The organism is Pseudoscardovia radai, assembly GCF_002259605.1.
GTDB classification, from domain to species: domain Bacteria; phylum Actinomycetota; class Actinomycetes; order Actinomycetales; family Bifidobacteriaceae; genus Pseudoscardovia; species Pseudoscardovia radai.
On record NZ_MWWR01000002.1, the window covers coordinates 80377 to 106996 of the forward strand.

Sequence of the window (26620 nt, forward strand, 5' to 3'; positions counted from 1 at the left end):
TCCTCCTAAGCCTCGGCGCCGTCGGTGCTCATCGTTCCGGGCGTCGTCACGATCTTGTCGACGAATCCGTACTCGAGGGCCTGCTGCGCGGTGAACCAGTGGTCGTATTCGTTGTCGCGGTAGATCTCCTCGAGCGTGTGCCCGGTCTGCTCGGCGGTGAGCTCGGACAGCGTCTTCTTCATGTCCATGATGAGCTCGGCGCTGATGCGCACATCCGTCTGGGTGCCGCCGATGCCGCCGGACGGCTGGTGCATGAGCACGCGCGCGTGGCTCGTGATGAAGCGCTTGCCCTTGGTGCCGCTCGACAGGAGGAACTGGCCCATGGACGCGGCCATGCCGACGGCGACGGTCGCGACGTCGGGCTGGATCAGCTGCATGGTGTCGTAGATGGCCATGCCCGCGGTGATGGAGCCGCCCGGGGAGTTGATGTACAGCCAGATGTCCTTGTTCGGATCCTGTGCGGCGAGCATGAGCATCTGCGCGCAGATGACGTTCGCGTTCTCCTGCTTGACCTCGTCCCCCAGCCAGATGATGCGGTCCTTGAGCAGGCGGGAGTAGATGGGGTTCATCATCCCGCCCATCGCGGGAGCCTCCTCGTCTTCCATCGACGGAAGCGCGGGAAGCATCGGTGACGTCATGGTGGTCACTGTGACTCCTTCTGTTGTTTCCTTGTTGTCTTGAGATTAGCGCGTTCAACCGACGCATGCTCGCGATTGCGCTGCGCGCGGAACGCCTGCTCGCGCCCCCGTGGGGCGCCCCGCATGCCCGGCGGCGAGGGGAAGCTCGGTGACGGGCGCCATGCGGGCGAGCACAAGGCGCGCCACGATGGTGGCCACGATGCACGCCAGACCGACGGGCAGCGCGAAGCCGACGGGCAGCGCGCACAGTTCGAGAAGAAGGCACGACGCCATGAGCGGAGCCTGCTGGGAGCCGGCGAGAACGGCAGCGGCGCCGACGAGGGCGCACGCGGCCACGCTGTCGGACGGGACAAGCGCCGTCCACCCCAGGCCGAGGGCGGCGGCAAGGCACGCTCCGATGGCGATGGCGGGTGTGATGACGCCGCCCGACGCGCTGGCGCGGATCGTCAGGAGCGTCAGGACGGCCTTGAGCGCGGCGAGGGCGAGAAGCGTCCCGACAAGCGCCGCGACACCCGTGCCCCGCGCCCCGGAGGACGAGACGTTGAACGCCGTCTGGGCGGCGGCGCGGCCGTTGCCGCAGACCTGGGGGAAGACGATGGCGACGCCCGCCGTCACGAGCGCCACGAGGGGCAGCATCCACAGAATCGTGGCGCCCCGCGCATGACGCGAGCCGGCCCACTGGTTGCCGCGTCGGAACAGGGCGCCCGCCACGCCCCACAGCGGGGCGGACAGGAGGGCGAAGACGACGAGGGTGGGCGTGGGCGTCAGGTCGAGCCCCGGCAGCACGTAGAAAGCGTCGCGCCCCTTGATGAAGCCCGACACGTAGGCGCTGACGCAGGAGGAGCCCAGGGCGACGGCGACGGTGCGCCAGCTCGAGTCGACCAGAAGCATCTCGATGGCGAAGAAGGCGCCCGCCAGGGGCGAGTTGTATACGCCGGCGAATCCGGCGCCCGCCGCGGCCGCGGTGATGAGGCGCCAGTCACGCTCGTCGAGGTGCATGGCCTCGGCGTAGCGCTGCCCCATCATGGCTCCCAGCTCACGGGGCGCCGTCTCACGTCCGATGCTCATGCCGCAGCCGACGATGCCGATCTGGAGCAGCACGTGCACGACGGTGGGCACGAGGGGCATGCGCGAGCCGGAGACGGCGCGCGCGACGGAGGGCACGGGGGTGCACCTCGACCTCAGGAACCACCAGCACAGCGCCGACAGGACGCCCGCCGTCAGGAGGCTGGCGACGAGGCGCCACGCCGGAACGCCGACGGGGCCGGGCATGACGGGGCTCTCCGTGTAGCCGAGGAAAACGCCTTGCACGAGGTCGAGCACGAGGTACAGCACGCCGGCGGCGCAGCCGATGAGGGCGCCGACGAGCAGGACGAAGCCGGCGAGCTTCCAGCCCTGGGCAACGGAGCCGGGGCGCGTATCCCGCCCCGTCGCGTCCTTTGCGCCCGTCGGGCCCGTTGCATCGTCCCGCCCCGTCGCCGGTGTGCTCGCCATGGATTCCCTCCGTCCGCTCGATATCGTGACCATTGTGCCACGCACGTCGGGCAACCGCCCCGTCGCCCAGGCATAACGAAAGGGGTCGGAACCCTTTCGGGCTCCGACCCCTTGATACCCTGCGGAATCTCAATCCGCAGCATTACGAATCCGCAACGTCATGCGGCGGATTCTCGGCAACGTCCGCCGAATCCGGCGGCATTACACCGCCCCGTCCGGAGATGCGCCGCATCGGGCTGCGCCCGCCGCGCCTTACTCGGCGTCGGCGGCGTCGCCCTCCTTGGTGGCCTCGGCGGCGACGGCGGCAGCGGCCTCGGCGGCCTGCACGCTCGCCTGCTCGTCGGCGGCGGCCTCCTGCTCGACCTGCTCCTCTTCCTCACCGAGGAACTTGCTCAGGTCCACGTCCTCGCCATCGTGCTGGAACGTGACGGCGCGCATGGCGGCGAGCAGGCCCTTGGAGCGGGCCACCTCGGCGGCTGCGCCCTGGAGCTGGCCGTTGCGCACGACGGAGCTGATGAACTGGTTCGGGTCCATGCCGTACTGCTGGGCGACGGACGCGAGGAAGTTGATGACGTCGTTCTGGGAGACCTTAACATCGAGGCTCTCGGTCAGGGCGTCGAGGAGGATCTGGTCGCGCAGCTGCTTCTCGGCCTGCTCCTCGGCCTCCTTCTTCTGCTCGTCGGTGGCCTTGGACGGGTCGGCGACCATGGAACGCAGGTTCTGGTCGGCGGTGCGCTCCTTGAGGCCGGACGGAACCGGGATGTCGAGGTCGTCCTCGAGCTTGCCGAGGAAGGCGTCGCGGGCCTCGGTGGCCTGGCGGGCCTCGGCGACCTCGGCGCTGTCCTTGCGCAGCTGCTCCTTGAACTCCTCCAGCGTGTCATACTCGGAGGCCTCGGTGGCGAACTCGTCGTTCAGCTCCGGAAGCTGCTCCTCCTTGACGCTGTTGAGCGTGACCTTGATCTGGGCCTTCTCGCCCTCGTGCTCGCCCGCTTCGAGGGTGCCTTCGAACGTGGTGTCCTCGCCGGCGGAGAGGCCTTCGAGCGCCTCGTCCATGCCGTCGAGCATGGTGCCGGAGCCGAGCTGGTAGCTCACGCCCTCCTGGGAGTCGACCACGTCGCCGTCGATGGTGGCCTCGAGGTCGATGTTGGTGAAGTCGTCGGCCTTGGCCGGGCGGTCCACGCTCACGAGCGTGGCGTAGGACTTGCGCAGGGTCTCGAGACGGTTGTTCACGTCGTCGTCGGTGACCTCGGCGGCCGGGATCTCGATGACGAGGGAGGACAGGTCGGGCAGGTCGAACTGCGGGCGGACCTCGACCTCGGCGGTGAACTCAAGCGGGGTCTCGGAGGTCTCGGAGTCCGGCGTGGAGGTCACGTCGAGCTTCGGCTGGTCCATCGGCCTCAGGTCCTTGTCCTGGATGGCCTGGTTGTAGAACTCCGGCACCGCGTTCTGCACGGCCTCGCCGGCGATGGCGCCGAAACCGAAACGCTGCTCCACGAGCTTGCCCGGAACGTGGCCCTTGCGGAAGCCAGGGAGATTCACCTGCTTGGCGATCTCCGTGCGGGCATCGTCAATGTACGGCTTCAGCTCGTCGTTATCGACGGTGATGGTGAGCTCGACCTTGGTCGGCTCGAGGTTCTTCACGCTGATTTTCACTCTGCGCTCCAATTCGTGTTGATACTCTTCGCCCTAAGGCAACCGTTACATAGTATATCCAATCGCGGACGGCCGCCCCTCGTCGCGTCGCGGGGTCGCGCATCGGAACCCGTCATACGATTGCGCCGCCCGCTGCCTGCATCGAACCGGCCCGCTCCGGCGCCCCGTGTCCCTGCGGCTCCCAGGCCTGCCGGTCCTCCTGAGTCTGACGCTCCTGCGCTTCGCGCATCTGCACCGCCAGGGGGCGCGACAGAAGCGACACCTGCCAGGGGCGCGCGTCCTGCGAGCGCAGGAATCCGGCGACGGCGTCCTCGGAGGCTTCGACGAAGCCCTCCCCCGCCTGCCAGCACAGGTTGCGCAATGCCTGGGGCCTGAGCAGCACGTCGACGGGCGTGTTCGTATCCTGCGAAATGACGTTGAGCCTGGCGCGCTCGTGCTCCAGAAGGTCGAAGCGGTCGGGGTGGTGGACGCGCCAGTACTTCATGGAGCGGGGCGCGTTCGTGCCCTCCTCGACGCGGTCCTGCCCGCCCGAGGCGGAGGGCAGGTCGGATTCGGGCAGTGCGAGGGCGCGCAGGATGGCGTTCTTCCACACGGAGGGCTTGACCTTGCGCTGGAGCGGGGCGTAGCGTTCGAACATCTTGTCGCGCTCTCCGCCCACATGCATGCGCACGCGCTCGTTGAGGATGCGAATCTGGGAGAACTGGCGCGAGTTGCGCGGCTTGGCGACGGCGGCCTTGATCAGGGCCGCGTCGGGCAGCAGGAGGGTGGGCGCGATGTCGAGCTCGCGGGCGAGGGCGTCGCGCTCCGTCCACAGTTCCCTGACGATGGCCAGGCCGCGGCGGTCGTGGTTGAGCTGGGTGATGTGGCTCGTGCGACGCCACGGCTCCTCGGGCGGGTCCTTGGGCGTCGTGCCTTTGCGCAGCAGATGGGCGAATTCCTCTCGCGCCCAGCCTTCCTTGCCCTGTGATTCGATGTCATCGACCATCCTGGCGCGCAGTTCGATAAGCACCTCGACGTCAAGGGCGGCGTAGTCGCGCAGGTCGCGCCCCAGGGGGCGGTACGACCAGTCGGCGGCGGAATGCTCCTTGGCCAAGGTCAGGCCCAGGTAATGTTCGGTGCAGGCGGCGAGGCCGAAGCGCTGGCGGCCCAAAAGGCGCGCCGCGAATTCGGTGTCGAACAGGGCCTTCGGGGCGAGGCCGATCTGCACGAAGCCGGGCAGGTCCTGCAGGGAATCGTGGATGATCCATTCGGCGTCGCCCACCGCCTCGTTGAACGGGCCCCAGTCCACGCCGCGCTGTGCGAGGGCGACGGGATCGACGAGGGCGATGCCGGCGCCGGCGCGCTTGAACTGGACGAGCCAGTCCTGCTGGCCGTACCGGTACCCCGACGCCCTTTCGGCGTCGGCGGCGAGAGGGCCGTCCGCCGCGGCGTATCGGTCGACCATGCGGAAGAACTCGTCAGGCGTATCGATTACATCGGGAACGCCTTCACGCGGTTCCTTGAGAAGAACGGGTTCCTGAGCTGCCATGACGGGACGAGGGCCTTCTTTCACATCATCGTTGCCCCTCCGACGGCGCGACGGCGCGCGACGCGGAACAATCTGTACCAATCTCTAAGCAGTATAGCCATACGGCGGAAGACGCGGGATGCGGGGCGGGCACGCCATGAGGCGGAGTCTGTGCGCCCATCGTGAACATTGCGCCCCGCTTCGCCCCGTTCAGAGAGCGAGGGAGACGGCGTCGCCTATAATCTGAACGACACACGCGCCCCGCGCGGCACAGGACCGCGCCCCTGCGCCGACCGCACGCCCCGCGCGGAGCGACGCGAACCACGAGGCGACGGCCCATGAAACGACGAACCACGGAGCGATACGCCACGGGGCGATGACCCAAGAGGAGATGCACGATGACCACAGGATCGGACGAGCACGACCGCACGCCGCAGACAGCCGATTCCGCCGCCGGCTCCTCCGCGGGCCCCGCCACCCCGTCGGACACGCGCCGCCTGCGCCTGCGCATCGCCGCTGCCGTTGTGGCGGCGCTTCTCGTCCTGGGCGTGGTGACGTTCCGCATCGTCGCGTCGCTGAACTCGCCCGAGAAGGTCATCAAGAACTACATGGCGGCGCTCGCAAGCGGCCGCTACGGAGATGCCGCGGACCTGTCGCAGCTGACGCTGGACGACGGGCAGCGCGCCCTGCTGACCAACGAGGTGGGCGAACAGTCCGCCCAGTACCTGACCGACTATTCCATCGGCGAGCCGCTGAGCGTCGACGGGGGCCTCGCCTACCCCATCACCTACCGTCTGGGCAACGGCCACTACACCGATACCATCACGGTGGCCCGCCAGGGCCGGGACGGCCTCGTGACGCGCTGGGCCGTCGACGGGGGCCTCATCGGCACCCTCATGGTGTCGAACCCGGGCAAGGACTACGGCACGGGGCTGTCCGACGGCTACGCCTTCTCCATCAACGGGGCGGCGGTCAGCCCCGACGACACCTACACGGTGTCTGACGGCGCGTCCGGCGGCACCGACGCCGCCCCGTCATCCACCCCGTCCGGCGACACGATGAGCTTCGCCGCCTTTCCCGGCTCCTATACGCTGTCGGTGGACACGGGTACGAGGTGGCTGACGTGGGCGTCCGAGACGGAGAGCCTGGCGGGCGGCCCCACCACCCAGGGCAGCGGCGCGTCCATCGACACCGCGTATTTCTCGAGCGAGCCGCGCATCAGCTCCGGCCTGTCGACCTATGTGGCGAACCTTATCGACGACCACGTGGCGTCGTGCATCTCCTCGGCGACGTCCTACGACCTCGCCTCTCTCGACTACTCCTGCCCCGTCCCCGAGATCCTCGCCATGAAAGGCGACGCCTCCGCCTCCGTCGCGACGGACGGCGGCACGACGGCGCTGCGGACGGATACCGGTATCTTCCGATACGATTCCCTGGCCCAGCAGGACAAGACCTCGGCCACGGTGGGACTGGACTCCGACGGAGCGGGCTTCGTCGTCTCAGCCGCCAGCGGCTCCCTGACCGCGGCCTACACGACGGCCGACGGAAAGGATGGCGCCGCGCAGGACGGACAAACGCAGGACAACCAGCACAGCACGAGCGCCGTGACCCGGTACGACTACGCCGGCATTCCGCTGACGATCAGCGGTGATGACGTGACCCTTGATTGGAAGGCCGTCGATGCCTCGATGAGCGCATACGCGGCCACCACGGCCGGCACCGCGGTTCCGCTTCTGGCCGACGGCGCGACGTCCCTGCCCACCTATCTGCACTGCTCCGTGGAAGACGCCGCCTCCGCGGAAAGGTAGGCGCAAGACGGGGCGCCCCGATATGCGCCCCGCGCCCCAATCGCCGCCCGCCCCTATACAACCTCATACGCCCCCCATTCGCCCCCATATACTCGCCACGGCGCATGAACGGCACTCCCCCGTTCATGCGCCGTGGCGTTTCGTGGCAACTCCCCCGGCTCCCGCGAAATCTCAGAACACCACGAAGCCGTGGTCCCTGAACTGACCGCGCACGCGGTCCAGAAGCGCCGCATCGGGGCCCTTGGCCGTCTCGAGCGGATAATCGTAGCGCAGCGCATGCCATTTCGGACGCCCCAGCTGGTGGAACGGCAGCACGTCGATATGCTCCACCGCGTCGCCGAAGCTTTCGCAGATTCCGGCCACGTTCTCGACATTCTCCTCCGAATCCGTCAGGCCCGGCACGAGCACGAAGCGGATCCAGATCTTGACGCCGTGCGCGCTCAGGCGCCGGCCGAAGTCGATCGTCGGGGCCAGCGCCCCGCCCGTGACCTTGTGGTACGTGGCCTCGTCGCCGCTTTTGACGTCGAGCAGGCACAGGTCGATGTCCTCGATCTGCTTGTCGCTCCACGTGGCCCCGAGGAACCCCGACGTGTCGAGGCATGTATGCACGCCCATCTGCTTGGAGGCGTGGAACACGCGCGAGACGAACGCCGGCTGCATCATGGACTCGCCGCCGGAGAAGGTGATGCCGCCGCCCGTGTACTGGAACACGTCGGCGTAACGTTCGATCTTCTTCATCATCGCGTCGAAGTACACGGGTTTGCCGTCGCGCATCTTCCACGTGTCGGGGTTCTGGCAGTACTGGCAGCGCAGGGGGCATCCGCTCATGAAGACGGTCATGCGCGTGCCGGGGCCGTCCACCGACGTGTTGAGGTCCCAGGAATGCACGAAGCCGAGGTCGCCGGTGCGCAGTGCCTCGATGCGGTCGCGCCTGTCGAGCCCGACGGGCGATTCGAAGCCCGACAGGCCGCCCATGAGGGTCTGGCGCTGGTATTCCTTGTCGGTGCGCAGCATATGCGGCGTCGTCGTGCGAAACTGTGACATCGCTGTCTCCTTCCGTATGCTTCCGTATGCCGCCCGCCCGGAAAAGGCCGCGGGGCCGGCAGACGCTTAGGTCCGGCCGGCCCCGCGGGATTTGGGGCGGGTGTCAGTCCGTCGGGTATGGGCCCGTCAGTCCGTCACGGCGCCGTTGTGGAACGTGCGGGAGATGACGTCGAGCTGCTGCTCGCGGGTCAGGCGCACGAAGTTCACGGCGTAGCCGGAGACGCGCACGGTCAGGTGCGGGTACTTCTCCGGGTTGTTCATGGCGTCCTCGAGCTGCTCCTTGCGAAGCACGTTGATGTTCGCGTGGTACAGCCCATGGCCGTTGCCGGAGTCGAGGATGCCCACGAGGTTCGTGATGCGGTCGTCCTCGTCGCGGCCCAGGCCCTCCGGCGTGATCGTGTTCGTCAGCGAAATGCCGTCGAGCGCGTCGTCGTAGTCGATCTTGCCGACCGAGAACATGGACGGAAGCATGCCGTGGGTGTCGCGGCCGTTCTCCGGGTTGGCGCCTGGGGCGTACGGCGTGCCCTTGTGGTGGCCGGACGGGAAGGAGCCGGTGTTCTTGCCGTATTCCACGTTCGACGTGATGGTGAGGATGGACTGCGTCGGCACCGCGTTGCGGTACACCGGCAGGCGGCGCACCTGGCCCATGACGGTGGACACGACCCACTTGGCGAGGTCGTCGGCGCGGTCGTCGTCGTTGCCGTAGATCGGGTAGTCGCCCACGGTCTTGTAGCCCACGATGAGGTCGTCCGGGCCGTTCTCGCAGTACTCGTCGGTTCCCTTGGCATCCTTGTTGTAGATCGGGTACACCTTGGCGTACTTGAGGGCGGAGAGCGAGTCGGCGGCGATGGACAGGCCGGACATGCCGCAGCCGAGCGTGCGGTAGACCTCCTTGTCGTGCAGCGCCATCTCGATGGCCTCGTAGGCGTACTTGTCATGCATGTAATGGATGATGTTCAGCGCCTCGACGTAGGTCTCGGACAGCCACTCGAGGGCCTTCTCGTAGTTCGCCTTGACCTTCTCGAAGCTCAGCGTGCCGTCGGCCTCGGGCTTGACGGGGTCGATGTAGCCCTCGTCGATGACGCGCAGGCCGGTCATCTCGTCGATGCCGCCGTTGATGGCGTACAGCAGGGCCTTGGCGGAGTTCACGCGGGCGGCGAAGAACTGCATCTGCTTGCCCACGCGCATCGGGGAGACGCAGCACGCGATGGCCGCGTCGTCGCCCCAGTGTCCGCGGATCTGCTTGTCGGACTCGTACTGGATGGCGGAGGTGTCGATGGAGATGCGGGCGCAGAAGCGCTTGTAGCCGTCGGGCAGCTTCGGATCCCAGAAAATCGTGATGTTCGGCTCGGGGCCGGGGCCCAGATGGTCGAGCGTCAGCGTGTTGAGCAGACGGAACGACGTCTTGGTGACCATGCAGCGGCCATCCTCGCCGAAGCCGGCGTCGGACCAGGTGGCCCAGTACGGGTCGCCGGAGAAGATCTTGTCGTAGTCCTTGGTGCGCAGGAAGCGCACGATGCGCAGCTTCATGACGATGTTGTCGATGATCTCCTGCGCGTCGGTCTCGGTGATGAGGCCCTTCTTCAGGTCGCGCTCGAAGTAGATGTCGAAGAACGCGGAGAGGCGGCCGATGGACATGGCGGCGCCGTCCTGGCTCTTGACGGAGGCGAGATAGCCCATGTAGGTCCACTGCACGGCCTCCTGAGCGGTCTGCGCCGGGCGGGACAGGTCGAGGTTGTACTCCTGGCCGAGCTTGATGAGCTTCTTGAGGGCCTTGATCTGCTCGTCGTGCTCCTCGCGGAAGCGGATCCAGTGCTCGATCTCGGTCTCGGTGAAATCGTTGCGGTAGGGCACGGAGTCCTTGTCGCGCTGCTTGAACTTAATCAGCGCGTTGACGCCGTACAGGGCCACGCGACGGTAGTCGCCGATGATGCGGCCGCGGCCGTAGGCATCCGGCAGGCCGGTGAGGATCTTGTTGTGGCGGGCGCGCTTGATGCGGTCGGTGTACACGCCGAACACGCCGTCGTTATGCGTCTTGCGATAGCGGGTGTAGATCTTCTTGACCTCGGGGTCGACTTCCTTGCCGGCCTCCTTGATGGCCTGCTCGACCATGCGCCAGCCACCGTTCGGCATCATGGCGCGCTTGCACGGGACATCGGTCTGCAGGCCGACGATGACGTCGTCCTGGTCATCGATGTAGCCGGCCGGGAAGGCGTCGATGTCCGCCGGGGTGTGGGTGTCGACGTCGTAGACGCGCTGCTTGCGCTCGACGGCGAGGTAGTTGTCGTCCAGCGTCTTCCACAGATGCTTGGTCTTGGCGGTCGCCGGGGCGAGGAACGATTCGTCTCCCTCGTACGGCGTGTAGTTCTTCTGGATGAAGTCGCGGACGTCGATGTCCTCCTGCCAGTGGCCACCGGCAAAGCCCTCCCAGGCCTTGTCGTTCAGCTCCTGCTGGGTCGCTGCTGTCTGGCTCACCACTTCTGCCATAAGGGCTCCTTTACTCGGTTGGTGATGACGACGCTGCATTGTGTCGCCCTGTACTGGCCATTTTATCGGCCCGCGCCGCAAAATTGGCTGGGAAACGACGTGATGTACATCACACCGCGGCGTGACGCGGTGTGACGACGGGGCATGGCGCGGCAGCAGGGTGCGATGCATCGCATGACGGGGGCGGCGCGGGAATGACGAGGCGCAGAGAAAATGCGGCGGCGACACGATTCGGCGACATGGCAAAACCGGCGTGCCACGGCGCACGACACGCCGCGACACGCCGGTTCCCGTCGCATCGCCCCGTCAGGCGGAGGGCACCCCATGGCGCCGCACCGCCCGACGGGCATCATCTACGAACGCCACTCGCGATCGTCCTTCTCCCACTTCGCGTTGCGCTCGCGCACGATCTGCCACGCCTTGAGCGCGGCCTCGCGCGACTTGTACGGCCCCAGGCGCACGTTGGCCGGGGATTTGGGCCCCAGTTCGGGCTGCCCCGTCTTCGTGTTGAAGAACCACTGATCCTTCATGTCGGTCATGCATTCCTTCTTTCCGCCCGGCATGCCGGGCAACGGCTATTCGCGGAACGCGCTGGTGACGGGCAGACGCCGGTCGCGTCCGAAGGCGAGCGCCGTCACCTTGGGTCCGAGCGGGTACTGGCGGCGCTTCCATTCGGCGCGGTCGACGAGGCGCATGACGGTGTCGACCGTCTTCTCGTCGAATCCGTCCGCGAGCAGGTCGGCGCGACCGTGCGCTTTCTCGATGTAGGCGGCGAGCACCTTGTCGAGCAGGGCATATTCGGGCAGGGAGTCGGAGTCCTTCTGCCCGGGGCGCAGCTCAGCGCTCGGCGGCTTCGTAATGGAGTTCTCGGGGATGGGGGGCACCTGGCCGAGCCGGCGCGCCTCGTCGTTGCGCCAGCGGGCGAGCTCCCAGACGCGGGTCTTGAGCAGGTCCTTGATGGGCGCGTATCCGCCGACGGCGTCGCCGTAGATGGTGGAGTATCCGCAGGCGAGCTCGCTTTTGTTGCCCGTGGCGAGGGCGAGGGCGCCCTTGGAGTTGGAGTAGGCCATGACGATGACGCCGCGGATCCTGGCCTGGAGGTTCTCGGCGGCGACGCCCTCGAGCCCCAGCTGCTTCTCGAAGGCCGTGAACAGGGGCTCGATGGGCTGCACGTCGTAGTGGGCGCCGAGGTTGCGGGCAAGCTCGGCGGCGTCGTCCTTGGACCCGTCGGAGCTGTACATGCTGGGCATGGAGATGCCGTAGACGTTGGCGCCGCCGCACGCGTCGGCGGCCATGGTGGCGACAAGGGCGGAGTCGATGCCGCCGGACAGTCCCAGGGTGACGGAGGTGAAGTGGTTCTTGGCCATGTAATCGCGCAAGCCCAGCACGCAGGCGCGGTACACCTCTTCGTCGGCCCCCATGGCGGGGGCGAGGGTGGAGACGGAGGACGCGAGGGCGCGGGCGTCGTATGCGGAGGTGGCGGGCAGCGTCCAGTAGTCGAGGGATTCGGTGAACTGGGGCGAGCGCTCGAGGGTGGCGCCGTTCGGGGAGACGACAAAGCTGGCGCCGTCGAAGACGAGGTCGTCCTGCCCTCCCACCTGGTTGACGTAGATGACGGGGGCGTCGACCTCCTGGGCGCGGCGCACGCACAGGTCATGGCGCGTATGGGTCTTGCCCTCCTCATAGGGCGAGCCGTTGATGGTCAGGAGCACGTCGATGCCGCGGTCGGCGAGGTCGGCGACGGGGCCGCCTTCCTGCCAGATGTCCTCGCAGATGGCGACGCCGATGTGGCGTCCGCGCACGTCGAACACGACGGTGCGGTCGCCGGGCGCGAAAATGCGGAATTCGTCGAATACGCCGTAGTTGGGCAGGAAGTGCTTGTCGTATCCGGCCCAGACGAGGCCGTTATGCAGAACGACGAGCCTGTTCTGCGGCAGCTCCCCGTTGCTTGCGGTGCCGACGGTGCCGACGACGACGTAGAGGTCACCCAGACCGTCGTCCGACAGCCGGGTGGCGAGCTCGTCCGCCTTGCGCCATGCTGCGCGGCGGAAGGTGGCGCGGAAGGCGAGGTCCTCGATCGGGTAGCCGGTGAGCGTCATCTCGGGGAAGACGACGACGTGGGCGCCGTGGCGGGCCGCCTCGCGGCAGTTCTCGAGAACCTTTGCGGCGTTCCCGTCAAGGTCGCCGACGCATGTGTCGATCTGGGCTAGGGCGAAGGTGACGTCGCGCGGGGCGGCTCCCCCGTCGGCGCGGCCCGTCGGCGATTCGGTGTGTGCTGTGGTCTGCTCTGTGCTGCTCATAGGCACCATCGTAGACCCGCCGCCGCACGCGTTTGCAACGCGCCGCCCCGTCATCGCGCATTCCGGGGGTCCGGACCGTCATCGGTCCGAGCCCCGTCGCATATCCAGAGCGTCTCATCGCCGATACCGGACGCCGCCATGGGGCGCGGGACGGGCCACAGATCAGGCGGCGCCTGCCGTGCCGTCGACGTCATCGCCGGGCGCCGCGGAACCATCGTGTTCCCCGCCGCCGTCGGACGTCTGCGAATGCAGGATCCGCCTCACGGCGTTCAGACGGCGCCCCACCTCGCGCTCGTAGCCGCGGTCACTGGGAGTATAGTATTCGCGGCCGCGCAGCTCCTCGGGCATGTATTCCTGCGGCGCCACCGCCTGGGGCCAGTCGTGCGCGTAACGGTAGCCCTCGTGGTTGCCCCACTGCTTCATCAGCTTGGTCGACGCGTTGCGCAGGTACAAAGGAACGCTGCCTATGTGGCCCGCATCGATATCCGCGAGCGCGTCGTTGATGGCTTTGTAGCTCGCGTTGGATTTGGGTGCCGTGGCGACGGCGATGGTGGCCTCGGCGAGGATGATGCGCGCCTCGGGCATGCCGATCATGTCGACCGCCTGCGCCGCCGCGACGGCTACCTGGAGGATCTGCGGCTCCGCCATGCCCACTTCCTCGCTGGCGGCGATCATGATGCGGCGGGCGATGAAACGGGGGTCCTCCCCCGCCCGCAGCATCTGGGCGAGGTAGTGGATGGCGGCGTCCGGGTCGGAGCCGCGCATGGATTTGATGAAGGCGGAGATGACGTCGTAATGCTGGTCGCCGTCCTTGTCGTAGCGCACCGTGGCCACGTCCATGACGGACGACACCACGTCGGTGGTGACGAAGGGGCGGCGCGCACCCTTGCGCCGCTCCCTGTCGCCGGTGACGGCGCCGGCTGCCGCCTCGAGAATCGTCAGCGCCTTGCGCGCGTCGCCGCCCGACATGCGCACGATCTCGTCCATCGCATCGTCCCTGACGCGCACCTCGTCGGCAAGGCCCTGGGGTGCATGGACGGCGCGGTCGAGCACGGTGCGGATGTCGTCGGACCCCAGGGAGTCGAGTTTGACGACGACGGAGCGCGACAGGAGGGGCGAGATGACGGAGAAGCTGGGGTTTTCCGTAGTCGCTGCGATGAAGGTGACGTCGCGGTTCTCGACGCTGGGCAGCAGCGCGTCCTGCTGGGATTTGGAGAAACGATGCACCTCGTCGATGAACAGCACCGTCTCGCGCCCTTCGGAGACAAGGCGGTCGTGGGCGCGTTTGAGCACGTCGCGCACGTCCTTGACGCCGGAGGTCACGGCGGAAAGCTCCTCGAACGCGCGTCCCGACTGACGCGCCACGATGTAGGCAAGCGTCGTCTTGCCGACGCCGGGAGGTCCGAACAGGATGATGGAGGTGGGGGCGGTCGGGGAATTCGCATGAGCGGGTTCGGCCACGCGGCGCAGCGGGGATCCGGGCGCGAGGGCGCGCTCCTGCCCGACCACGTCGTCGAGCGTCTGGGGCCGCATGCGCACCGCCAGGGGGCGCGTCATGGCATTGTCCGCGGCATCGGAAACATCGAAAAGGTCCTGCATGGCTTCCACGATAGCAACACGTCGGATCGACGACGACCGGTTCCACGCCGTGGTCGAGGGCCCCGGAAAATACGTCGATAAACTGAGCCCCTATCGCTTCGTGCTGACGCCCGACGTATCGCAATACGCTGACCTGCCGCTGTGCTGGCAAATCACGGCCGTGGAGCGGAACCGGATGTGCGGGGCCATGTGGCAGCAGAACGGGCTCGTGGTCATTCCCACGGTCAGCTGGGGGTCGAGGGATTCCTATTCCGTTTCCTTCCTAGGAATCGAGAAAGGATCCATCGTCGCCGTCGCCACATACGGATGTCGGAAAAGGGAAAAGGCATTCCTGGAGGGATACAAGGCGATGCTCGAGGCCATCGAGCCCTGCGCCGTCATCTGCTACGGCGCCCCGTTCGATGGCATGGAAGGCACGATATTCGAGGTCGACCCCATGGCCTCGAGAAAGGTGGATCGAAATGGGAGGTAGGGGAACCTACTCCACCGGGCAGGAGCCCGAACAAAAATACCATGCAGTAGGCGAGATCGACGGCGTCAAGATCCTGGAACCCATCGACGGGAAACAATGGAGACTGCCGGAGGAAAACCATTCCAGTACCGCATACATCCTCCTGCATCCCGACGGCACCTTCAAACGGTACCGCGAATACAATGAGGACCACACCGCCAAATTCGACATCGACTACCACCCCGAAGACAAGGCACTGGGCACGGGCAAACGCCCCATCCTCCACATACACGAATATCACATGAAGAAAGGCACTTTAGTCCGCGAACCTGCCCGCTTCATGACTGAAGAGGAATACACCACTTACAAGCGATTCTTCGTCAATGTACCGGAAGGAGCATACCTGCCATGAAAAACGAATCACACGCCGAATTCGTAGAGGACCTCCACTTTCAGGAACTCGCCATCCAGTACAAGGACCAGAAATGGTTCCTCGACTGCGGACTATGGTGCAGGCAAGGCCTGAGCAAGGAATACCCCGAAGAACACTTCGAAACGCATGCCTTCGGTCTCACCGACAACGTCGCGGACAAATCGTTCACCTACGTCGGGGAAACGATCGAGGAGTGCTTCAAGAACTTCATCAACGGATTCCGCGAACTCGACGGCAAGACCATCTTCGAAGCCGAACCCGAACTCGAAATCGTCGACGACACCCCCGAACTAGAAGACATCGACTGACCGGAAGGAGCAAACCTGCCATGAAAAACGAATCACACGCTGAATTCGTCGAAGACCTGCACCGTCAGGAGCTCGCCATCCAGTACAAGGACCAGAAATGGTTCCTCGACTGCGGAATGAGCTATCTAGCGGGGCAAGACAAGACGCACCCCGAACCGCATTTCAAAACGTTCGTCTGGGGCATCACTGACAACGTCGCAGACAAAGATTTCGTCTATCTGGGAAACACCAATGAGGAGTGCTTCGAGAACTTCATCAATGGATTCCGCGAACTCGACGGCAAGACCATCTTCGAAGCCGAACCCGAACTCGAAATCGTCGACGACACCCCCGAACTCGAAGACATCGACTGAGCAAACCGCATAACTTCATGCCAATGCCATATTCGGAGCCACTATCGGACTCCGGGAAAGGTCAGCATCATGGGAGGTAGGGGAACCTACTCCACCGGGCAGGAGCCCGAACAGAAATACCATGCCGTAGGCGAGATCGACGGCGTCAAGATCCTGGAGCCCATCGACGGGAAACAATGGAGACTGCCGGAGGAGAACCATTCGAGCCACGCGTACATCCTTCTGCATCCGGACGGCACCTTCCACCAGTACCGCGAATACAATGAGGACCACACCGCCAGGTTCGACATCGACTACCACCCTGCGAAAAAGGAACTTGGAACCGGACGGCAGCCAATCCTGCACATCCACGAATACCATATGAAAAACGGCTTTTGGGAACGTGGTCCTGCCCGATTCATGACCGAAGAGGAATACACCACATACAAACGGTATTTCGTCAACGTACCGGAAGGAGCATACCTGCCATGAAAAACGAGTCACACGCCGAATTCGTCGAAGACCTCCACAACGAGGGATTAGCCATCCAGTACAAGGACCAAAAATGGTTCCTCGACTGTGGAATGGCATACCGAGAGGGCGACGACAAGGATCATCCAGAACCCCATATCCAGACCAACGTCTGGGGCCTCACCGACAACGTTGAGGACAAGTATTTCACCTACGTCGGTGCGACAGACGAGGAGTGCTTCGAGAACTTCATCAACGGATTCCGCGAACTCGACGGCAAGACCATCTTCGAAGCCGAACCCGAACTCGAAATCGTCCAACCCACCACCGAACTCGAAGACATCGACGACTGACAGGAAACCGCGCCGCACGTTGGGCAACGCGCCCCGCGCGCAAAGACACCAAGGGAACCACACCAAGGAACGGACCATGGGGAAGAACATCATCGACATACAGACGCTGGGATACCGCATCCGCCAGGCACGCACCGAAGCCGGCTACGCGACGGCGGAGGATTTTGCCAACGCCATCACGGAGCAGACAGGCGTTCCAGTGTCGAAGCAGACGATCTACAACATCGAAAGCGGCAAGCAGGAGCCCCGTCTGACCCTCTACCTCGCCATGCTGCGTCTGCTCCATCCCGACGAGCAGCTCCCGATCGACGAGATGCTGCGCAGCACGCTTCCGCCGCGCTGGCGCATTCCCCTGAACGCCGCGCAGGCAATCGAGGCCCTGCAGGACGCCGATGCCTCAGAGACGGCGGACGAAGCGGCGAACGATGCGCACGGCGAGGACGACGGAACCATGCACCGCAAGTTGACCATCGACGACGCCGCGAAAACCTATGATGCGATCAATGCCATGGCGATGAACACCCTGTACAACGCCAACGTGCAGAACGCAATCAGCGAAATCACAAAAAACATAGGGACGTACCTCATGCAATCCGGTATGCAGGACACCTTGCACAAATCCCTGTCCCAGATAAGCTCAAGCATGTCGAAGCTGGCGCTCGGCAACATGGCGAAGGCCTTGGAGAGCGCCGACACCCCCGGCAACAGAACCGACGGGGCGAAAGACAAGAAGTAGGACGCGCCTCTACCCCGCCATGCCTATTGGCACCGCCTATCGGCACCACCCGGCTTGCGAGCAGCCATCGTCACCCGTCACTTCCATGCGCGGTTCAGCGACGCAATGCCCTTGGTGAGCGGTCGGCACTGCGGATGGCGCAGACCCACGACGCGCATCATATGCGCCACGCCGCGTCGCCCGGGCCACTGCTCGATCGTCTGCGTCAGGTAGCGGTAATCCGACGGATGCCCCGTCAGAAGGCCGCCGACAAGGGGCAGGACGATGGCGTCATACAGGCGGTATGCGTTCGATAGAAGGGTACCCGAGGGCATGTCGAAGTCCAGGGTCACGATGGGGGCGCCGGGCCTGGCGACACGGCGCATCTGCTCCAGGGCAGCGACGGGGCTGGGCATGTTGCGCAGTCCGTAGCAGCAGGTCACGGCATCGAAACGGTTGTCTGCGAAACCCATGTCGCATGCGTCCGCGATGCAATAGGTGACGGCGCCGCATCTCCCGTCCGCGCGGGCGGTGACCACGTCGCGCCCCGTCTCGCGACGCCGTGCCTCGGCGACCATGCCTTCGGACACGTCGCATCCGATGACGTCTGCCCCCAGCCGTGCGAGCGCGCGGCTGCTGGTGCCCGTGCCGCAGGCGACGTCGAGGATATGCAGGCCCCGGAGCGGAAGCCGATTGAGTGCAGGGCTATTGGACACGGGGCTATCACCGGGGCGCCCTTCCGCGCGGTCCACGCTCGTCGCGTCCGCATCCGCCCGCTCCGCATCCGCGGGCCCCGCATCTACAGACTCCACGACGGCGCGGGCGAAGGCGCGCGTCCATCGCCGGCTGCACCCCAGGGAGGCCACGTCGTTCACCAGGTCGTAGCGATCCGCGATGCGATCGAAACGATGCGCCTGGCGCTCGGGGTCGCGCGACCCCTCGTCGAAATACGCTCCGAACATCCGATCCTCCTTTTGCACCTTCGTCTCGCTACTGCGCCGTCGTCTCGAACGGGCCGAGCTGGTCGACGGCGCCCACCCTGTAATCGGCGAACACCACGTCGGAGCCCTCCTGGGTGGCGTCGAGGTCCACGTAGGCGTCGATCGCCCAGTCGTGGTCGCCCTCCCAGTCGGCGAGAATCTGCCGTACATGCCACACGTGGCCGGAGCGTTCGCGGGTGTCGTCGAGAAGCACGTACTTGGAGCTGCGCGCGTCCATGTCGGTGTCGAGGCCCTCGTGGGCGTCGTAGAACATGTCGAGCGCGTCCTCCCACGCGTGCACGCCCATGCCCCAGTCCTTGTCGAGCGCGCCAAGCGCCTCGGGGTCGTCGTTCGCGATGAGCTGGACGCGGCGGAACAGGGCGTTGCGCACGAGCACGGTCAGGCCGCGACGGTCGGAGACCACCTGGTCCTTCGGCACGGGCGGCGCGCCCGCACCCGCGGAACCGGCGGCGCCCTCCCCCGTTCCGCGAGGCGCCCCGCTGACGGCGCTCTCCCATTCGTCCACGAGGCTGGAGTCGATGGAGCGCACCATGACTCGCAGCCACGAGATGATGTCGCGCAGGTCATCGTTGAGCTTGTCATCGGGAATCGTGCGGGACAGCGAACGATACGCGTCCGACAGGTATCGCAGCAGCGTGCCCTCGCTGCGCGCGATGCCGTAGCGTGCGATATACCCGGTGAAATCCGACGCCGTCTCGATCATGTCGCGCACGACGGACTTGGGGCTCAGCTCGTAGTCGTTGGCCCAGGGCACGTCCTTCTTGTACCGGTCGAAGGCCTCGTCGAGAAGCTCCTTGAGCGGCATGGGGTACGTGACCTCCTCGAGGCGCTCCATGCGCTCCTCGTAGTCGAGCCCCTCCTCCTTCATGCGCCCCATGGCCTCGTCGCGCGCCTGGCGGCGCTGCGCCTTGAGCACCTGCTTGGGGTCCTCGAGCGTGGCCTCCACCATGGAGATCAGGTCGAGGGTGTAGCCGGGAGACTCGGGGTCGAGCAGCTCGATCGCGGCGAGCAGGAACGGCGAGAGCGGCTGGTCGAGGGCGAAGTCCTCGGGAAGGTCCATCGTCGTCGTGTAATCCATGCTTCCGTCGTCGAGCTCCCACTTCTCCACGACACCCGAATCCATGAGAGTGCGGAAGATCTCCGCGGCGCGCTGGAACAGACGCTCCTTGCTCTCGTCGCTCTGGTCGGATTCGTCGATAAGTGCGCGCACGCGGTGCCACGCGTCGCCTCCCTGCGCCACCTCGGCGAGCACCATGGAGTGGGTGATGCGCATCTGCGGGACGAGGGTCTCCGGCTGGGCGTCGATGAGCTTGTGGAATGTGGCTTCGCTCCAGTTGACGAAGTTCTCCGGCGGCTTCTTGCGCTTTATCTTCTTGAGTTTCTTCGGGTCGTTGCCCGCCTTCGCGAGCGCCCGGCGGTTCTCGATCTCGTATTCGGGCGCCTCGGCGATGACGAGGCCCTCGGTGTCGAATCCGGATCGGCCGGCGCGGCCCGCGATCTGGTGGAATTCACGGGCCTTGAGACGGCGCATGCGCGTGCCGTCGTATTTGGTCAGGGCCGTGAGAATCACCGTGTGGATGGGCACGTTGATGCCCACGCCGAGCGTATCGGTGCCGCAGATGACGGGCAGGAGGCCCTGCTGCGCGAGCTGTTCGACGAGCCTGCGGTAGCGTGGCAGCATGCCGGCGTGGTGCACGCCCACGCCGGTGGTCAGGAGGCGGTGCAGGATCTTGCCGAAGGCGGTGGTGAACTTCGTGCCCTTCATGGCCTCCTTGATGGCGTCGCGCTGCTCGCGCGTGGTCACGCCGGCGGCGCTGAGGTTCTCGGCGGTTTCGAGGGCGGCGTCCTGCGAGAAGTGCACGACGTAGATGGGCGCATGCCCTTTCGACAGCTCGTCGGACACCGTATCGACGAGCGGCGTGTCGACATACTCGTAGCTCAGGGGCACGGGGCGGGGCGCGTCGGCGATGATGTCGACGGCGCGGCCCGTGCGCCGCTCCAGCGACTGCGCCAGATGCGACACGTCTCCCAGCGTGGCGCTCATGAGCAGGAACTGCGTGTGCGGCAGCGTGATGAGCGGCACCTGCCAGGCCCATCCGCGCTCGGGGTCGCCGTAGTAGTGGAACTCGTCCATGGCGACCATGCCGATGTCGGCGCCTGCCCCCTCGCGCAGCGCCTTGTTGGCTACGATTTCGGCGGTGCAGCAGATGATGGGCGCGTGCGGGTTGATGCTCGAGTCGCCGGTGACCATGCCGACGTTGCGGGCGCCGAACACCTCCATGAGGTCGAAGAACTTCTCGTTGACGAGGGCCTTGATGGGCGCGGTGTAATACGATGTCCTGCCCTGGCACATGGCCTGGAAGTGCATGGCGAGGGCGATAAGGGACTTGCCCGAGCCGGTCGGCGTGTTGACGACGACGTGGTCGCCCGACAGCAGGTCGAGCGCCGCCTCCTGCTGGTGTTCCCACGGCTCGATGTGCTTCGTGTCGGAGACCCATGCGAAGAAGCGTTCGAAGATCTCCTCGTCGTCCAGACGCTCCCCCTCGTCGGGCAGATAGTTCACGATGGTCCCGGTCGCCGCATCCGGCGGCGCCGTCCACCCGTCGCCGTCCTCGTCCTCGTACCGGCGTTTCGCCGCCTTGTCGAAGGCCGCGAAACGGCCGTCGTCGATCTGGTCCATGTCACTCATGCCTCCCAGTGTATCGAGATGGGCGCCGGGCGGGCGGGACCCCGCCCATGTGCACAGACGAAAGGGCGTCTCATCACGCATCGCATGATGGGGCGCCCTTGAAAACCGGAACAGGAACCGGCGCCGCGGGACGGCGGACCGGACTGGTCCGAGTCCTCCGACTAGTCCTCGTCTTCCTCGTCCGGGTCGTAGTCGACGCCGGTCTCGGCGCGCTGCTCATCGGAGATCGGGGCCGGCGCTCCGGTCAGCGGGTCGCGGCCGCCGCCCGCCTTCGGGAAGGCGATGACGTCGCGAATCGTGTCGGTGCCGGCGAGCAGCGACACGGTGCGGTCCCATCCGAGGGCGATGCCGGCGTGCGGCGGGGCGCCGTACTTGAAGGCCTCGAGCAGGAAGCCGAACTTCTCGTCGGCCTCCTCCTTGGAGATGCCGAGCACCTTGAGCACACGGTCCTGGATGTCGTCGCGATGGATACGCACGGAGCCGCCGCCCATCTCCTCGCCGTTGCACACGATGTCGTAGGAGTCGCTCATGGCGTGTTCCGGATCCTGGTCGAAGGTGTCGATCCAGTCCTTGCTCGGCATCGTGAACGGGTGATGCATGGACGTCCACTTGGAGTGGCCCACGGCCACGTCGTCGTCATCGGGGTCGTCGGTGGGCTTGAACAGCGGGAAGTCCACGACCCACGTGAAGGCGAACTTCTTGGGGTCGAGCAGGCCCTCGCGGCGTGCGATCTCGACGCGCGCGGCGCCGAGCAGCAGCTGGGAGGATTCCTTGGCTCCGGCCGCGAAGAACACGGCGTCGCCGTCCTCGGCGTGCACGGCCTCCTTGAGGCCCTCGCGCTCGGCATCCGACAGGTTCTTGGCCACGGGGCCCTTGAGCACGCCGTCGGCGGTGAACTGCACGTAGGCCAGGCCCTTGGCGCCGCGCTGGCGCGCCCACTCCTGCCATGCGTCGAACTGGCGGCGCGGCAGGTCGGCGGCGCCCTTGTACACGACGGCGCCCACATACGGGGCCTGGAACACGCGGAACGGGGTGTCCTTGAAGTACTCGGTCAGGTCGACGAGCTGGTTGCCGAAACGCAGGTCGGGCTTGTCGGAACCGTACTTGTCCATCGCGTCCTTCCAGCTGATGCGCTGGATCGGCAGCTGCACGTCGTAGCCGGCGACCTTCCAGATGGCGGCGATGACCTTCTCGGCCATGGCCATGACGTCCTCCTGGTCGACGAAGCTCATCTCCATGTCGAGCTGCGTGAACTCGGGCTGGCGGTCGGCGCGGAAGTCCTCGTCGCGGTAGCAGCGGGCGAGCTGGTAGTAGCGCTCGACGCCGGAGACCATGAGCAGCTGCTTGAGAAGCTGCGGGGACTGCGGCAGCGCGTACCAGGAGCCGGGCACGAGGCGGGCCGGCACGAGGAAGTCGCGGGCGCCCTCCGGCGTGGACTTGATGAACGTCGGGGTCTCCACCTCGGTGAAGTCCATCTCCTCGAGCGCATGGCGGGCGGCGCGGGCCATATCGCTGCGCAGCTTGAGGTTGGCCTGCATCTGGGGACGGCGCAGGTCGAGGTAACGGTACTTCAGACGCGTCTCCTCGCCCGGCAGCTGCTGCTCGGTCTCGTTGGCCAGGGCCGTGGAGACCTGGAACGGCAGCGCGGCGGACTTGGCGAGCACCTCGATGGAGTCGGCCACGATCTCCACCTTGCCGGTGGCGAGGTGGTCGTTCTCATTGCCCTCCGGGCGCAGGCGCACGTCGCCGGTCACCTGCACGACGAACTCGCTGCGCAGCGGGCGCGCGAGCTCCTCGTCGTAGACCACGACCTGCACGAGCCCCGAGGCGTCGCGCACGTCGAGGAATGCGACGCCGCCGTGGTCACGGCGACGGTCGACCCAGCCTGCGATCGTGACTTTCTGGCCGGCGAGGCTCTCGTTCACCTCGTCGACATGATGCGTTCTGTAAGCCGTCTGATGGCTCATCGGTTCCTCTATTCCGTTGTGTCGTTGATGCGGTGGGCGGTGCGCTCGCGCCGTTTGCCGCGTTAACCGCGCACTACCCTACCGCAAGCCCATGAAGTGGGCCAATCGTCGGTGTCATTGCCCCGCGCGCGTGGCGCGGACACCCGCGGTCACTCTTTCCCGAGCACGACGCCCTGGGCGGCGTAATCTTCCGCGGGGTTCCAGGTGGCGGCGTCCGCCTGCTCCTGATCGCCGGTCACGATGTTCTTGACCTCGTCGGGCGCCCCGGCCTCGTCGTTGGCTCCGTTGGGGAACCACACATACGGGATGCCCAGCTTGTCGGCGTACTTGATCTGCTTGCCGAGCTTGGCGGCGGTGGGCGCCACGTCGGCGCTGATACCGCGGGCGCGCAGGGCGGCGGCGATGCGGTTGGAGTCGAGACGATGCTCCTCGTCCCACACGGCGATGAGCACGGAGGACGGGGAGACGCGCGTGGCCGTGGCGTGCGCGGTGTGCAGCATGTACGACACGAGGCGCGACAGGCCGATGGACAGGCCGACGCCCGGGTACTTGCGGTTGCCCTGGGAGGCGAGGTTATCGTAGCGGCCGCCCGAGCAGATGGAGCCCAGCGATGCGGCGCCGTCGAGGAAGGTCTCGTACACGGAGCCCGTGTAGTAGTCGAGGCCGCGGGCGATCTTGAGGTCGGCGATGACGGAGCCGGGGCGGATGGCGGCGGCTTCGTCCACGATCATGGCGAGGGTGTCGACGCCTTCGGATGCGAGGGCGTAGGCGTCGCCGTCGCGGGCGATGGAATGCGCGTCGCACAGCGCGTCGAATTTCTCGCGCAGCTGCGCGCCGTCGGCCGCTGTCATGTCGGCCAGATCGAGGCAGGCGGCGGCCTGGGCCTCGGTGGCGCCGCATTCGGAGACGAGCAGCTTGGTGACCTCGTCGGGGCCGATCTTGTCGAGCTTGTCGATCTCGCGCAGCACGCCCTCCACGTCACTCAGGCCCAGTCCGCGGTAGAAGCCCTCGGACAGCTTGCGGTTGTTGGCGTGCACGGTGGCCTTCGGCAGGCCGTACTCGCGCAGGGCCTCGAGCGCGGAGACCATGACGAGGGGCAGCTCCACCTCGTAGTGGTCGGGCAGGCTGCCGTTGCCGACGACGTCGATGTCGGCCTGCACGAACTCGCGGAAGCGGCCCTCCTGCGGGCGCTCGCCGCGCCACACCTTCTGGATCTGCCAGCGCTTGAACGGGAAGGCGAGGTCGCCGGAATGCTCCACCACGTAGCGGCTCAGCGGCACGGTGAGGTCGAAATGCAGGCCGAGCCTGTCCTCGACCGGGGTGTCGTTCTCCTCGCCGGCGGTCACTTCCTGGAGGCGGGACAGCAGGTAGATCTCCTTGCTTGTCTCGCCCTTCTTGAGCAGGCTCGCGCCGGTTTCCACCGCGCGGGTCTCGATTCCTATGAAACCGTTGAGTTCGAATATGCGCCGCAGGGTGTCGATGACGCGCTGTTCGACGACGCGTTCCTGCGGGAGCCATTCGGGGAAACCAGATATTGATGCACCTTTAGCCATGATTCCATATAATAAGTTATGTTGTGGAAATCCGCGGCCCCGCGAGGCCCCTTCGGACACCCGGACATCGTCCCGGGCACCGCCCCGCCGCGCCTCTTCCTCCCCTCATCTATGCCAAGGAGATGACCATGTCCGAAGAGACTGTCACCACGCCCGATAACGAATCCGCCGACGCCGCGCAGGCGGCGGGAACCACTCCCGCCACGCCCAAGGCAGCGAAGCCCGCGCAGCCGGCCACCCCGAAGAACACGCCGAAGCCGGGCGCGCATCCGTCGCCCGCCGCCTTCGCGAAGAAGGCCAAGAAGGCGTCCGTCAAGCCCGTCGCATCCACCACGTTCTCCCCCGAGGACGTCAAGGCCGCCGAGGCCTTCGGACGCGTCGGCGACGACGGCACGGTGTTCGTCAAGGACGGGGACAACGAGCGCGCGGTCGGCCAGTACCCGGGCGCCGAGAAGGACAAGGCACTCGAGCCCTACGCCCTGCGCTACCTCGAGCTCAAGGCGACGCTGGAGCAGTTCGCGGCCCGTCTCAAGGGCTCCTCCGTCAAGCCCGGCGAGATCACCCGCACTCTCGCCCAGCTGCAGTCCGACGTGGCCGAGCCGCAGGTCGTGGGCGACCTCGACGCGCTGCGCACCGTCTTCGGCGAGATCAAGGTGGCCGGCGAGGCCAAGCGCGCCGAGCTCGAGAAGTCCCGCAAGGAGGCGTACGACAAGGCTCTCGCCGAGCGCACCGCCATCGTGGAGAAGGCCGAGGCCATCGTGGCCGGTCTGGGCGACAACACCAACTGGCGTAACACGGGCGACGAGCTGCAGAAGGTCTTCGAGGAGTGGCAGCACCACCAGAAGACCACGATCCGCCTGAACAAGCAGGACGCCGACGCCCTGTGGCACCGCTTCTCCTCCGCGCGCTCCACCTTCGCCAGCCGCCGCCGCAAGTGGAGCCAGGCCCGCGACGCGCAGCGCACGCAGGCGAAAACCGCCAAGGAGCAGATTATCAAGGAGGCCGAGGAACTCAAGGATTCCAAGGAATGGGGCGAGACCTCCCGCAAGTTCAACGACCTCATGGCCCGTTGGAAGAAGGCCGGCCACGCCGGCCGCCAGGAGGACGACGAGCTGTGGTCCCGCTTCCGCGCCGCCGCCGACGTGTTCTACGGCGCCCGCCAGGCCGACCGCGACAAGGAGAACGAGGGCGAGAAGGAGAACCTCGCCAAGAAGGAGGAGCTGCTCAAGCAGGCGCAGGCCCTTCTTCCGGTCAAGGACATCAAGGCCGCCAAGCAGGCGCGCCAGAAGCTGAGCAAGATCCAGGAGCAGTGGGACGAGATCGGCTTCGTGCCGCGTTCCGACGTGCACCGCATCGAGTCCGCGCTCGACGACGTCGACAAGCAGATCAAGGCCGTCGAGGACACCGAGTGGACGCAGTCCGACCCGGAGACCGAGGCGCGCAAGTCCGACTTCGAGCGCCAGCTCGAGGAGCAGCTCGCCGAGCTCGACAAGAAGATCGCCGCCGAGACCGACCCGAAGAAGAAGGCCGACCTCGAGGCCGAGAAGGCCACGAAGGAGAAGTGGCTGTCCGTCGTCAAGTGATCGGCCGCGCCATCAGGCGCGCCGCGGCCATCGTCGCCGGCGCGGCATCGTCCGATTGCATTCGCGCAGCGCGGCCCGGGGCCGGGCCCGCCGCGCGAATGGGCGCGGATGCGACCGGCAGCCTGCGGCAGTGCGACGCATGACGAGTGGCGATAGGGAAACGAACGGGGCGGGTTCCGCATTGCGGGCCCGCCCCTGTTTTTGCCTGTTTGGCGTTGTTCGGCGATTTTCGTT

22 protein-coding genes are annotated in these 26620 nt (G+C 66.4%); 9 read left to right on the top strand and 13 right to left on the bottom strand.

The features are described 5' to 3' along the window. Positions 1-5: 5 nt before the first annotated feature. The 4 genes from PSRA_RS00450 to PSRA_RS00465 form a co-directional block, all read right to left on the bottom strand. Positions 6-605 carry an ATP-dependent Clp protease proteolytic subunit gene (locus PSRA_RS00450; protein ID WP_211280469.1) on the bottom strand — a complete coding sequence of 200 codons (600 nt, stop codon included), beginning with the start codon at positions 603-605 and terminating at the stop codon, positions 6-8. Positions 606-692: 87 nt separating this feature from the next. Further along, complete coding sequence (locus PSRA_RS00455) at positions 693-2132, bottom strand: chloride channel protein (RefSeq protein ID WP_094659900.1); 1440 nt, start codon at positions 2130-2132, stop codon at positions 693-695. A gap of 252 nt (positions 2133-2384) precedes the next feature. Then, entirely contained in the window at positions 2385-3785 is a 1401-nt protein-coding gene (gene tig, locus PSRA_RS00460; protein ID WP_094659901.1) for a trigger factor, read from the bottom strand. Between the two features lie 112 nt (positions 3786-3897). Continuing rightward, positions 3898-5313 carry an HRDC domain-containing protein gene (locus PSRA_RS00465; protein WP_094659902.1) on the bottom strand — a complete coding sequence of 472 codons (1416 nt, stop codon included), beginning with the start codon at positions 5311-5313 and terminating at the stop codon, positions 3898-3900. Positions 5314-5690: 377 nt separating this feature from the next. Between PSRA_RS00465 and PSRA_RS00470 the strand changes: the two genes are divergently transcribed. Beyond that, the gene (locus PSRA_RS00470) at positions 5691-7100 is read left to right on the top strand and encodes a hypothetical protein (RefSeq protein WP_094659903.1); all 1410 of its coding nucleotides are present in this window, start codon (positions 5691-5693) and stop codon (positions 7098-7100) included. 171 nt (positions 7101-7271) lie between these two features. Here the strand turns inward: PSRA_RS00470 and pflA are convergent, their stop codons facing one another. From pflA to PSRA_RS00495, 5 genes are all read right to left on the bottom strand, one after another. After that, entirely contained in the window at positions 7272-8144 is an 873-nt protein-coding gene (pflA, locus tag PSRA_RS00475; protein ID WP_094659904.1) for a pyruvate formate-lyase-activating protein, read from the bottom strand. 126 nt (positions 8145-8270) lie between these two features. Further along, entirely contained in the window at positions 8271-10631 is a 2361-nt protein-coding gene (pflB, locus tag PSRA_RS00480) for a formate C-acetyltransferase (RefSeq protein WP_094659905.1), read from the bottom strand. 353 nt (positions 10632-10984) lie between these two features. Then, positions 10985-11170: a hypothetical protein gene (locus PSRA_RS00485; protein ID WP_094659906.1), complete on the bottom strand. Its 186-nt coding sequence runs from the start codon at positions 11168-11170 to the stop codon at positions 10985-10987. A gap of 36 nt (positions 11171-11206) precedes the next feature. Then, positions 11207-12931 (bottom strand): NAD+ synthase, encoded by a 1725-nt coding sequence (locus tag PSRA_RS00490; RefSeq protein WP_094659907.1) that lies wholly within the window; start codon positions 12929-12931, stop codon positions 11207-11209. 162 nt (positions 12932-13093) lie between these two features. Next, positions 13094-14530 carry a replication-associated recombination protein A gene (locus tag PSRA_RS00495; RefSeq protein WP_094659908.1) on the bottom strand — a complete coding sequence of 479 codons (1437 nt, stop codon included), beginning with the start codon at positions 14528-14530 and terminating at the stop codon, positions 13094-13096. Here PSRA_RS00495 and PSRA_RS00500 point away from each other — a divergent pair. The 7 genes from PSRA_RS00500 to PSRA_RS00530 all read left to right on the top strand — a co-directional run bounded on the left by PSRA_RS00500 (position 14529) and on the right by PSRA_RS00530 (position 17614). Further along, entirely contained in the window at positions 14529-15002 is a 474-nt protein-coding gene (locus PSRA_RS00500; RefSeq protein WP_158216270.1) for a DUF4417 domain-containing protein, read from the top strand. The genes PSRA_RS00495 and PSRA_RS00500 overlap by 2 nt on opposite strands. Beyond that, positions 14992-15393, top strand: coding sequence for a hypothetical protein (locus PSRA_RS00505; protein ID WP_094659910.1), 402 nt, complete (start codon positions 14992-14994; stop codon positions 15391-15393). The genes PSRA_RS00500 and PSRA_RS00505 overlap by 11 nt, the downstream gene beginning before the upstream one ends. Further along, positions 15390-15722: a hypothetical protein gene (locus tag PSRA_RS00510; RefSeq protein ID WP_094659911.1), complete on the top strand. Its 333-nt coding sequence runs from the start codon at positions 15390-15392 to the stop codon at positions 15720-15722. Before PSRA_RS00505 ends, PSRA_RS00510 begins: the two co-directional genes overlap by 4 nt. Positions 15723-15742: 20 nt before the next feature. Beyond that, positions 15743-16075: a hypothetical protein gene (locus PSRA_RS00515; RefSeq protein WP_094659912.1), complete on the top strand. Its 333-nt coding sequence runs from the start codon at positions 15743-15745 to the stop codon at positions 16073-16075. 69 nt (positions 16076-16144) lie between these two features. Further along, positions 16145-16546, top strand: coding sequence for a hypothetical protein (locus tag PSRA_RS00520; protein ID WP_094659913.1), 402 nt, complete (start codon positions 16145-16147; stop codon positions 16544-16546). Then, complete coding sequence (locus PSRA_RS00525; protein WP_094659914.1) at positions 16543-16878, top strand: hypothetical protein; 336 nt, start codon at positions 16543-16545, stop codon at positions 16876-16878. Before PSRA_RS00520 ends, PSRA_RS00525 begins: the two co-directional genes overlap by 4 nt. Positions 16879-16954: 76 nt before the next feature. Beyond that, positions 16955-17614: a helix-turn-helix transcriptional regulator gene (locus PSRA_RS00530; RefSeq protein ID WP_094659915.1), complete on the top strand. Its 660-nt coding sequence runs from the start codon at positions 16955-16957 to the stop codon at positions 17612-17614. 77 nt (positions 17615-17691) lie between these two features. Here PSRA_RS00530 and PSRA_RS00535 read toward each other — a convergent pair whose 3' ends face one another. The 4 genes from PSRA_RS00535 to hisS all read right to left on the bottom strand — a co-directional run bounded on the left by PSRA_RS00535 (position 17692) and on the right by hisS (position 24803). Continuing rightward, complete coding sequence (locus PSRA_RS00535) at positions 17692-18555, bottom strand: class I SAM-dependent methyltransferase (RefSeq protein ID WP_094659916.1); 864 nt, start codon at positions 18553-18555, stop codon at positions 17692-17694. Positions 18556-18583: 28 nt separating this feature from the next. Continuing rightward, a complete protein-coding gene (locus PSRA_RS00540) occupies positions 18584-21283 on the bottom strand; it encodes a DEAD/DEAH box helicase (protein WP_245834807.1) in 2700 nt (899 codons plus the stop codon). Between the two features lie 161 nt (positions 21284-21444). Continuing rightward, positions 21445-23250, bottom strand: a complete 1806-nt coding sequence (gene aspS, locus PSRA_RS00545; protein ID WP_094659918.1) for an aspartate--tRNA ligase — start codon at positions 23248-23250, stop codon at positions 21445-21447. 149 nt (positions 23251-23399) lie between these two features. Then, the gene (hisS, locus tag PSRA_RS00550; protein WP_094659919.1) at positions 23400-24803 is read right to left on the bottom strand and encodes a histidine--tRNA ligase; all 1404 of its coding nucleotides are present in this window, start codon (positions 24801-24803) and stop codon (positions 23400-23402) included. Positions 24804-24931: 128 nt separating this feature from the next. On the opposite strand from hisS, the gene PSRA_RS00555 reads away from it, so the two are divergent. Next, entirely contained in the window at positions 24932-26386 is a 1455-nt protein-coding gene (locus tag PSRA_RS00555; protein ID WP_094659920.1) for a DUF349 domain-containing protein, read from the top strand. Positions 26387-26620: the final 234 nt, after the last annotated feature.

What these genes read in the sequence shown, in the direction of transcription:
- PSRA_RS00450 (WP_211280469.1), bottom strand. Translation starts at nt 605, where the DNA reads ATGGAAGACGAGGAGGCTCCCGCGATGGGCGGGATGATGAACCCCATC.
- PSRA_RS00455 (WP_094659900.1), bottom strand. Translation starts at nt 2,132, where the DNA reads ATGGCGAGCACACCGGCGACGGGGCGGGACGATGCAACGGGCCCGACG.
- PSRA_RS00465 (WP_094659902.1), bottom strand. Translation starts at nt 5,313, where the DNA reads ATGGCAGCTCAGGAACCCGTTCTTCTCAAGGAACCGCGTGAAGGCGTT.
- PSRA_RS00470 (WP_094659903.1), top strand. Translation starts at nt 5,691, where the DNA reads ATGACCACAGGATCGGACGAGCACGACCGCACGCCGCAGACAGCCGAT.
- pflA (WP_094659904.1), bottom strand. Translation starts at nt 8,144, where the DNA reads ATGTCACAGTTTCGCACGACGACGCCGCATATGCTGCGCACCGACAAG.
- pflB (WP_094659905.1), bottom strand. Translation starts at nt 10,631, where the DNA reads ATGGCAGAAGTGGTGAGCCAGACAGCAGCGACCCAGCAGGAGCTGAAC.
- PSRA_RS00485 (WP_094659906.1), bottom strand. Translation starts at nt 11,170, where the DNA reads ATGACCGACATGAAGGATCAGTGGTTCTTCAACACGAAGACGGGGCAG.
- PSRA_RS00490 (WP_094659907.1), bottom strand. Translation starts at nt 12,931, where the DNA reads ATGAGCAGCACAGAGCAGACCACAGCACACACCGAATCGCCGACGGGC.
- PSRA_RS00500 (WP_158216270.1), top strand. Translation starts at nt 14,529, where the DNA reads ATGGCTTCCACGATAGCAACACGTCGGATCGACGACGACCGGTTCCAC.
- PSRA_RS00495 (WP_094659908.1), bottom strand. Translation starts at nt 14,530, where the DNA reads ATGCAGGACCTTTTCGATGTTTCCGATGCCGCGGACAATGCCATGACG.
- PSRA_RS00505 (WP_094659910.1), top strand. Translation starts at nt 14,992, where the DNA reads ATGGGAGGTAGGGGAACCTACTCCACCGGGCAGGAGCCCGAACAAAAA.
- PSRA_RS00510 (WP_094659911.1), top strand. Translation starts at nt 15,390, where the DNA reads ATGAAAAACGAATCACACGCCGAATTCGTAGAGGACCTCCACTTTCAG.
- PSRA_RS00515 (WP_094659912.1), top strand. Translation starts at nt 15,743, where the DNA reads ATGAAAAACGAATCACACGCTGAATTCGTCGAAGACCTGCACCGTCAG.
- PSRA_RS00520 (WP_094659913.1), top strand. Translation starts at nt 16,145, where the DNA reads ATGGGAGGTAGGGGAACCTACTCCACCGGGCAGGAGCCCGAACAGAAA.
- PSRA_RS00525 (WP_094659914.1), top strand. Translation starts at nt 16,543, where the DNA reads ATGAAAAACGAGTCACACGCCGAATTCGTCGAAGACCTCCACAACGAG.
- PSRA_RS00530 (WP_094659915.1), top strand. Translation starts at nt 16,955, where the DNA reads ATGGGGAAGAACATCATCGACATACAGACGCTGGGATACCGCATCCGC.
- PSRA_RS00535 (WP_094659916.1), bottom strand. Translation starts at nt 18,555, where the DNA reads ATGTTCGGAGCGTATTTCGACGAGGGGTCGCGCGACCCCGAGCGCCAG.
- PSRA_RS00540 (WP_245834807.1), bottom strand. Translation starts at nt 21,283, where the DNA reads ATGAGTGACATGGACCAGATCGACGACGGCCGTTTCGCGGCCTTCGAC.
- aspS (WP_094659918.1), bottom strand. Translation starts at nt 23,250, where the DNA reads ATGAGCCATCAGACGGCTTACAGAACGCATCATGTCGACGAGGTGAAC.
- hisS (WP_094659919.1), bottom strand. Translation starts at nt 24,803, where the DNA reads ATGGCTAAAGGTGCATCAATATCTGGTTTCCCCGAATGGCTCCCGCAG.
- PSRA_RS00555 (WP_094659920.1), top strand. Translation starts at nt 24,932, where the DNA reads ATGTCCGAAGAGACTGTCACCACGCCCGATAACGAATCCGCCGACGCC.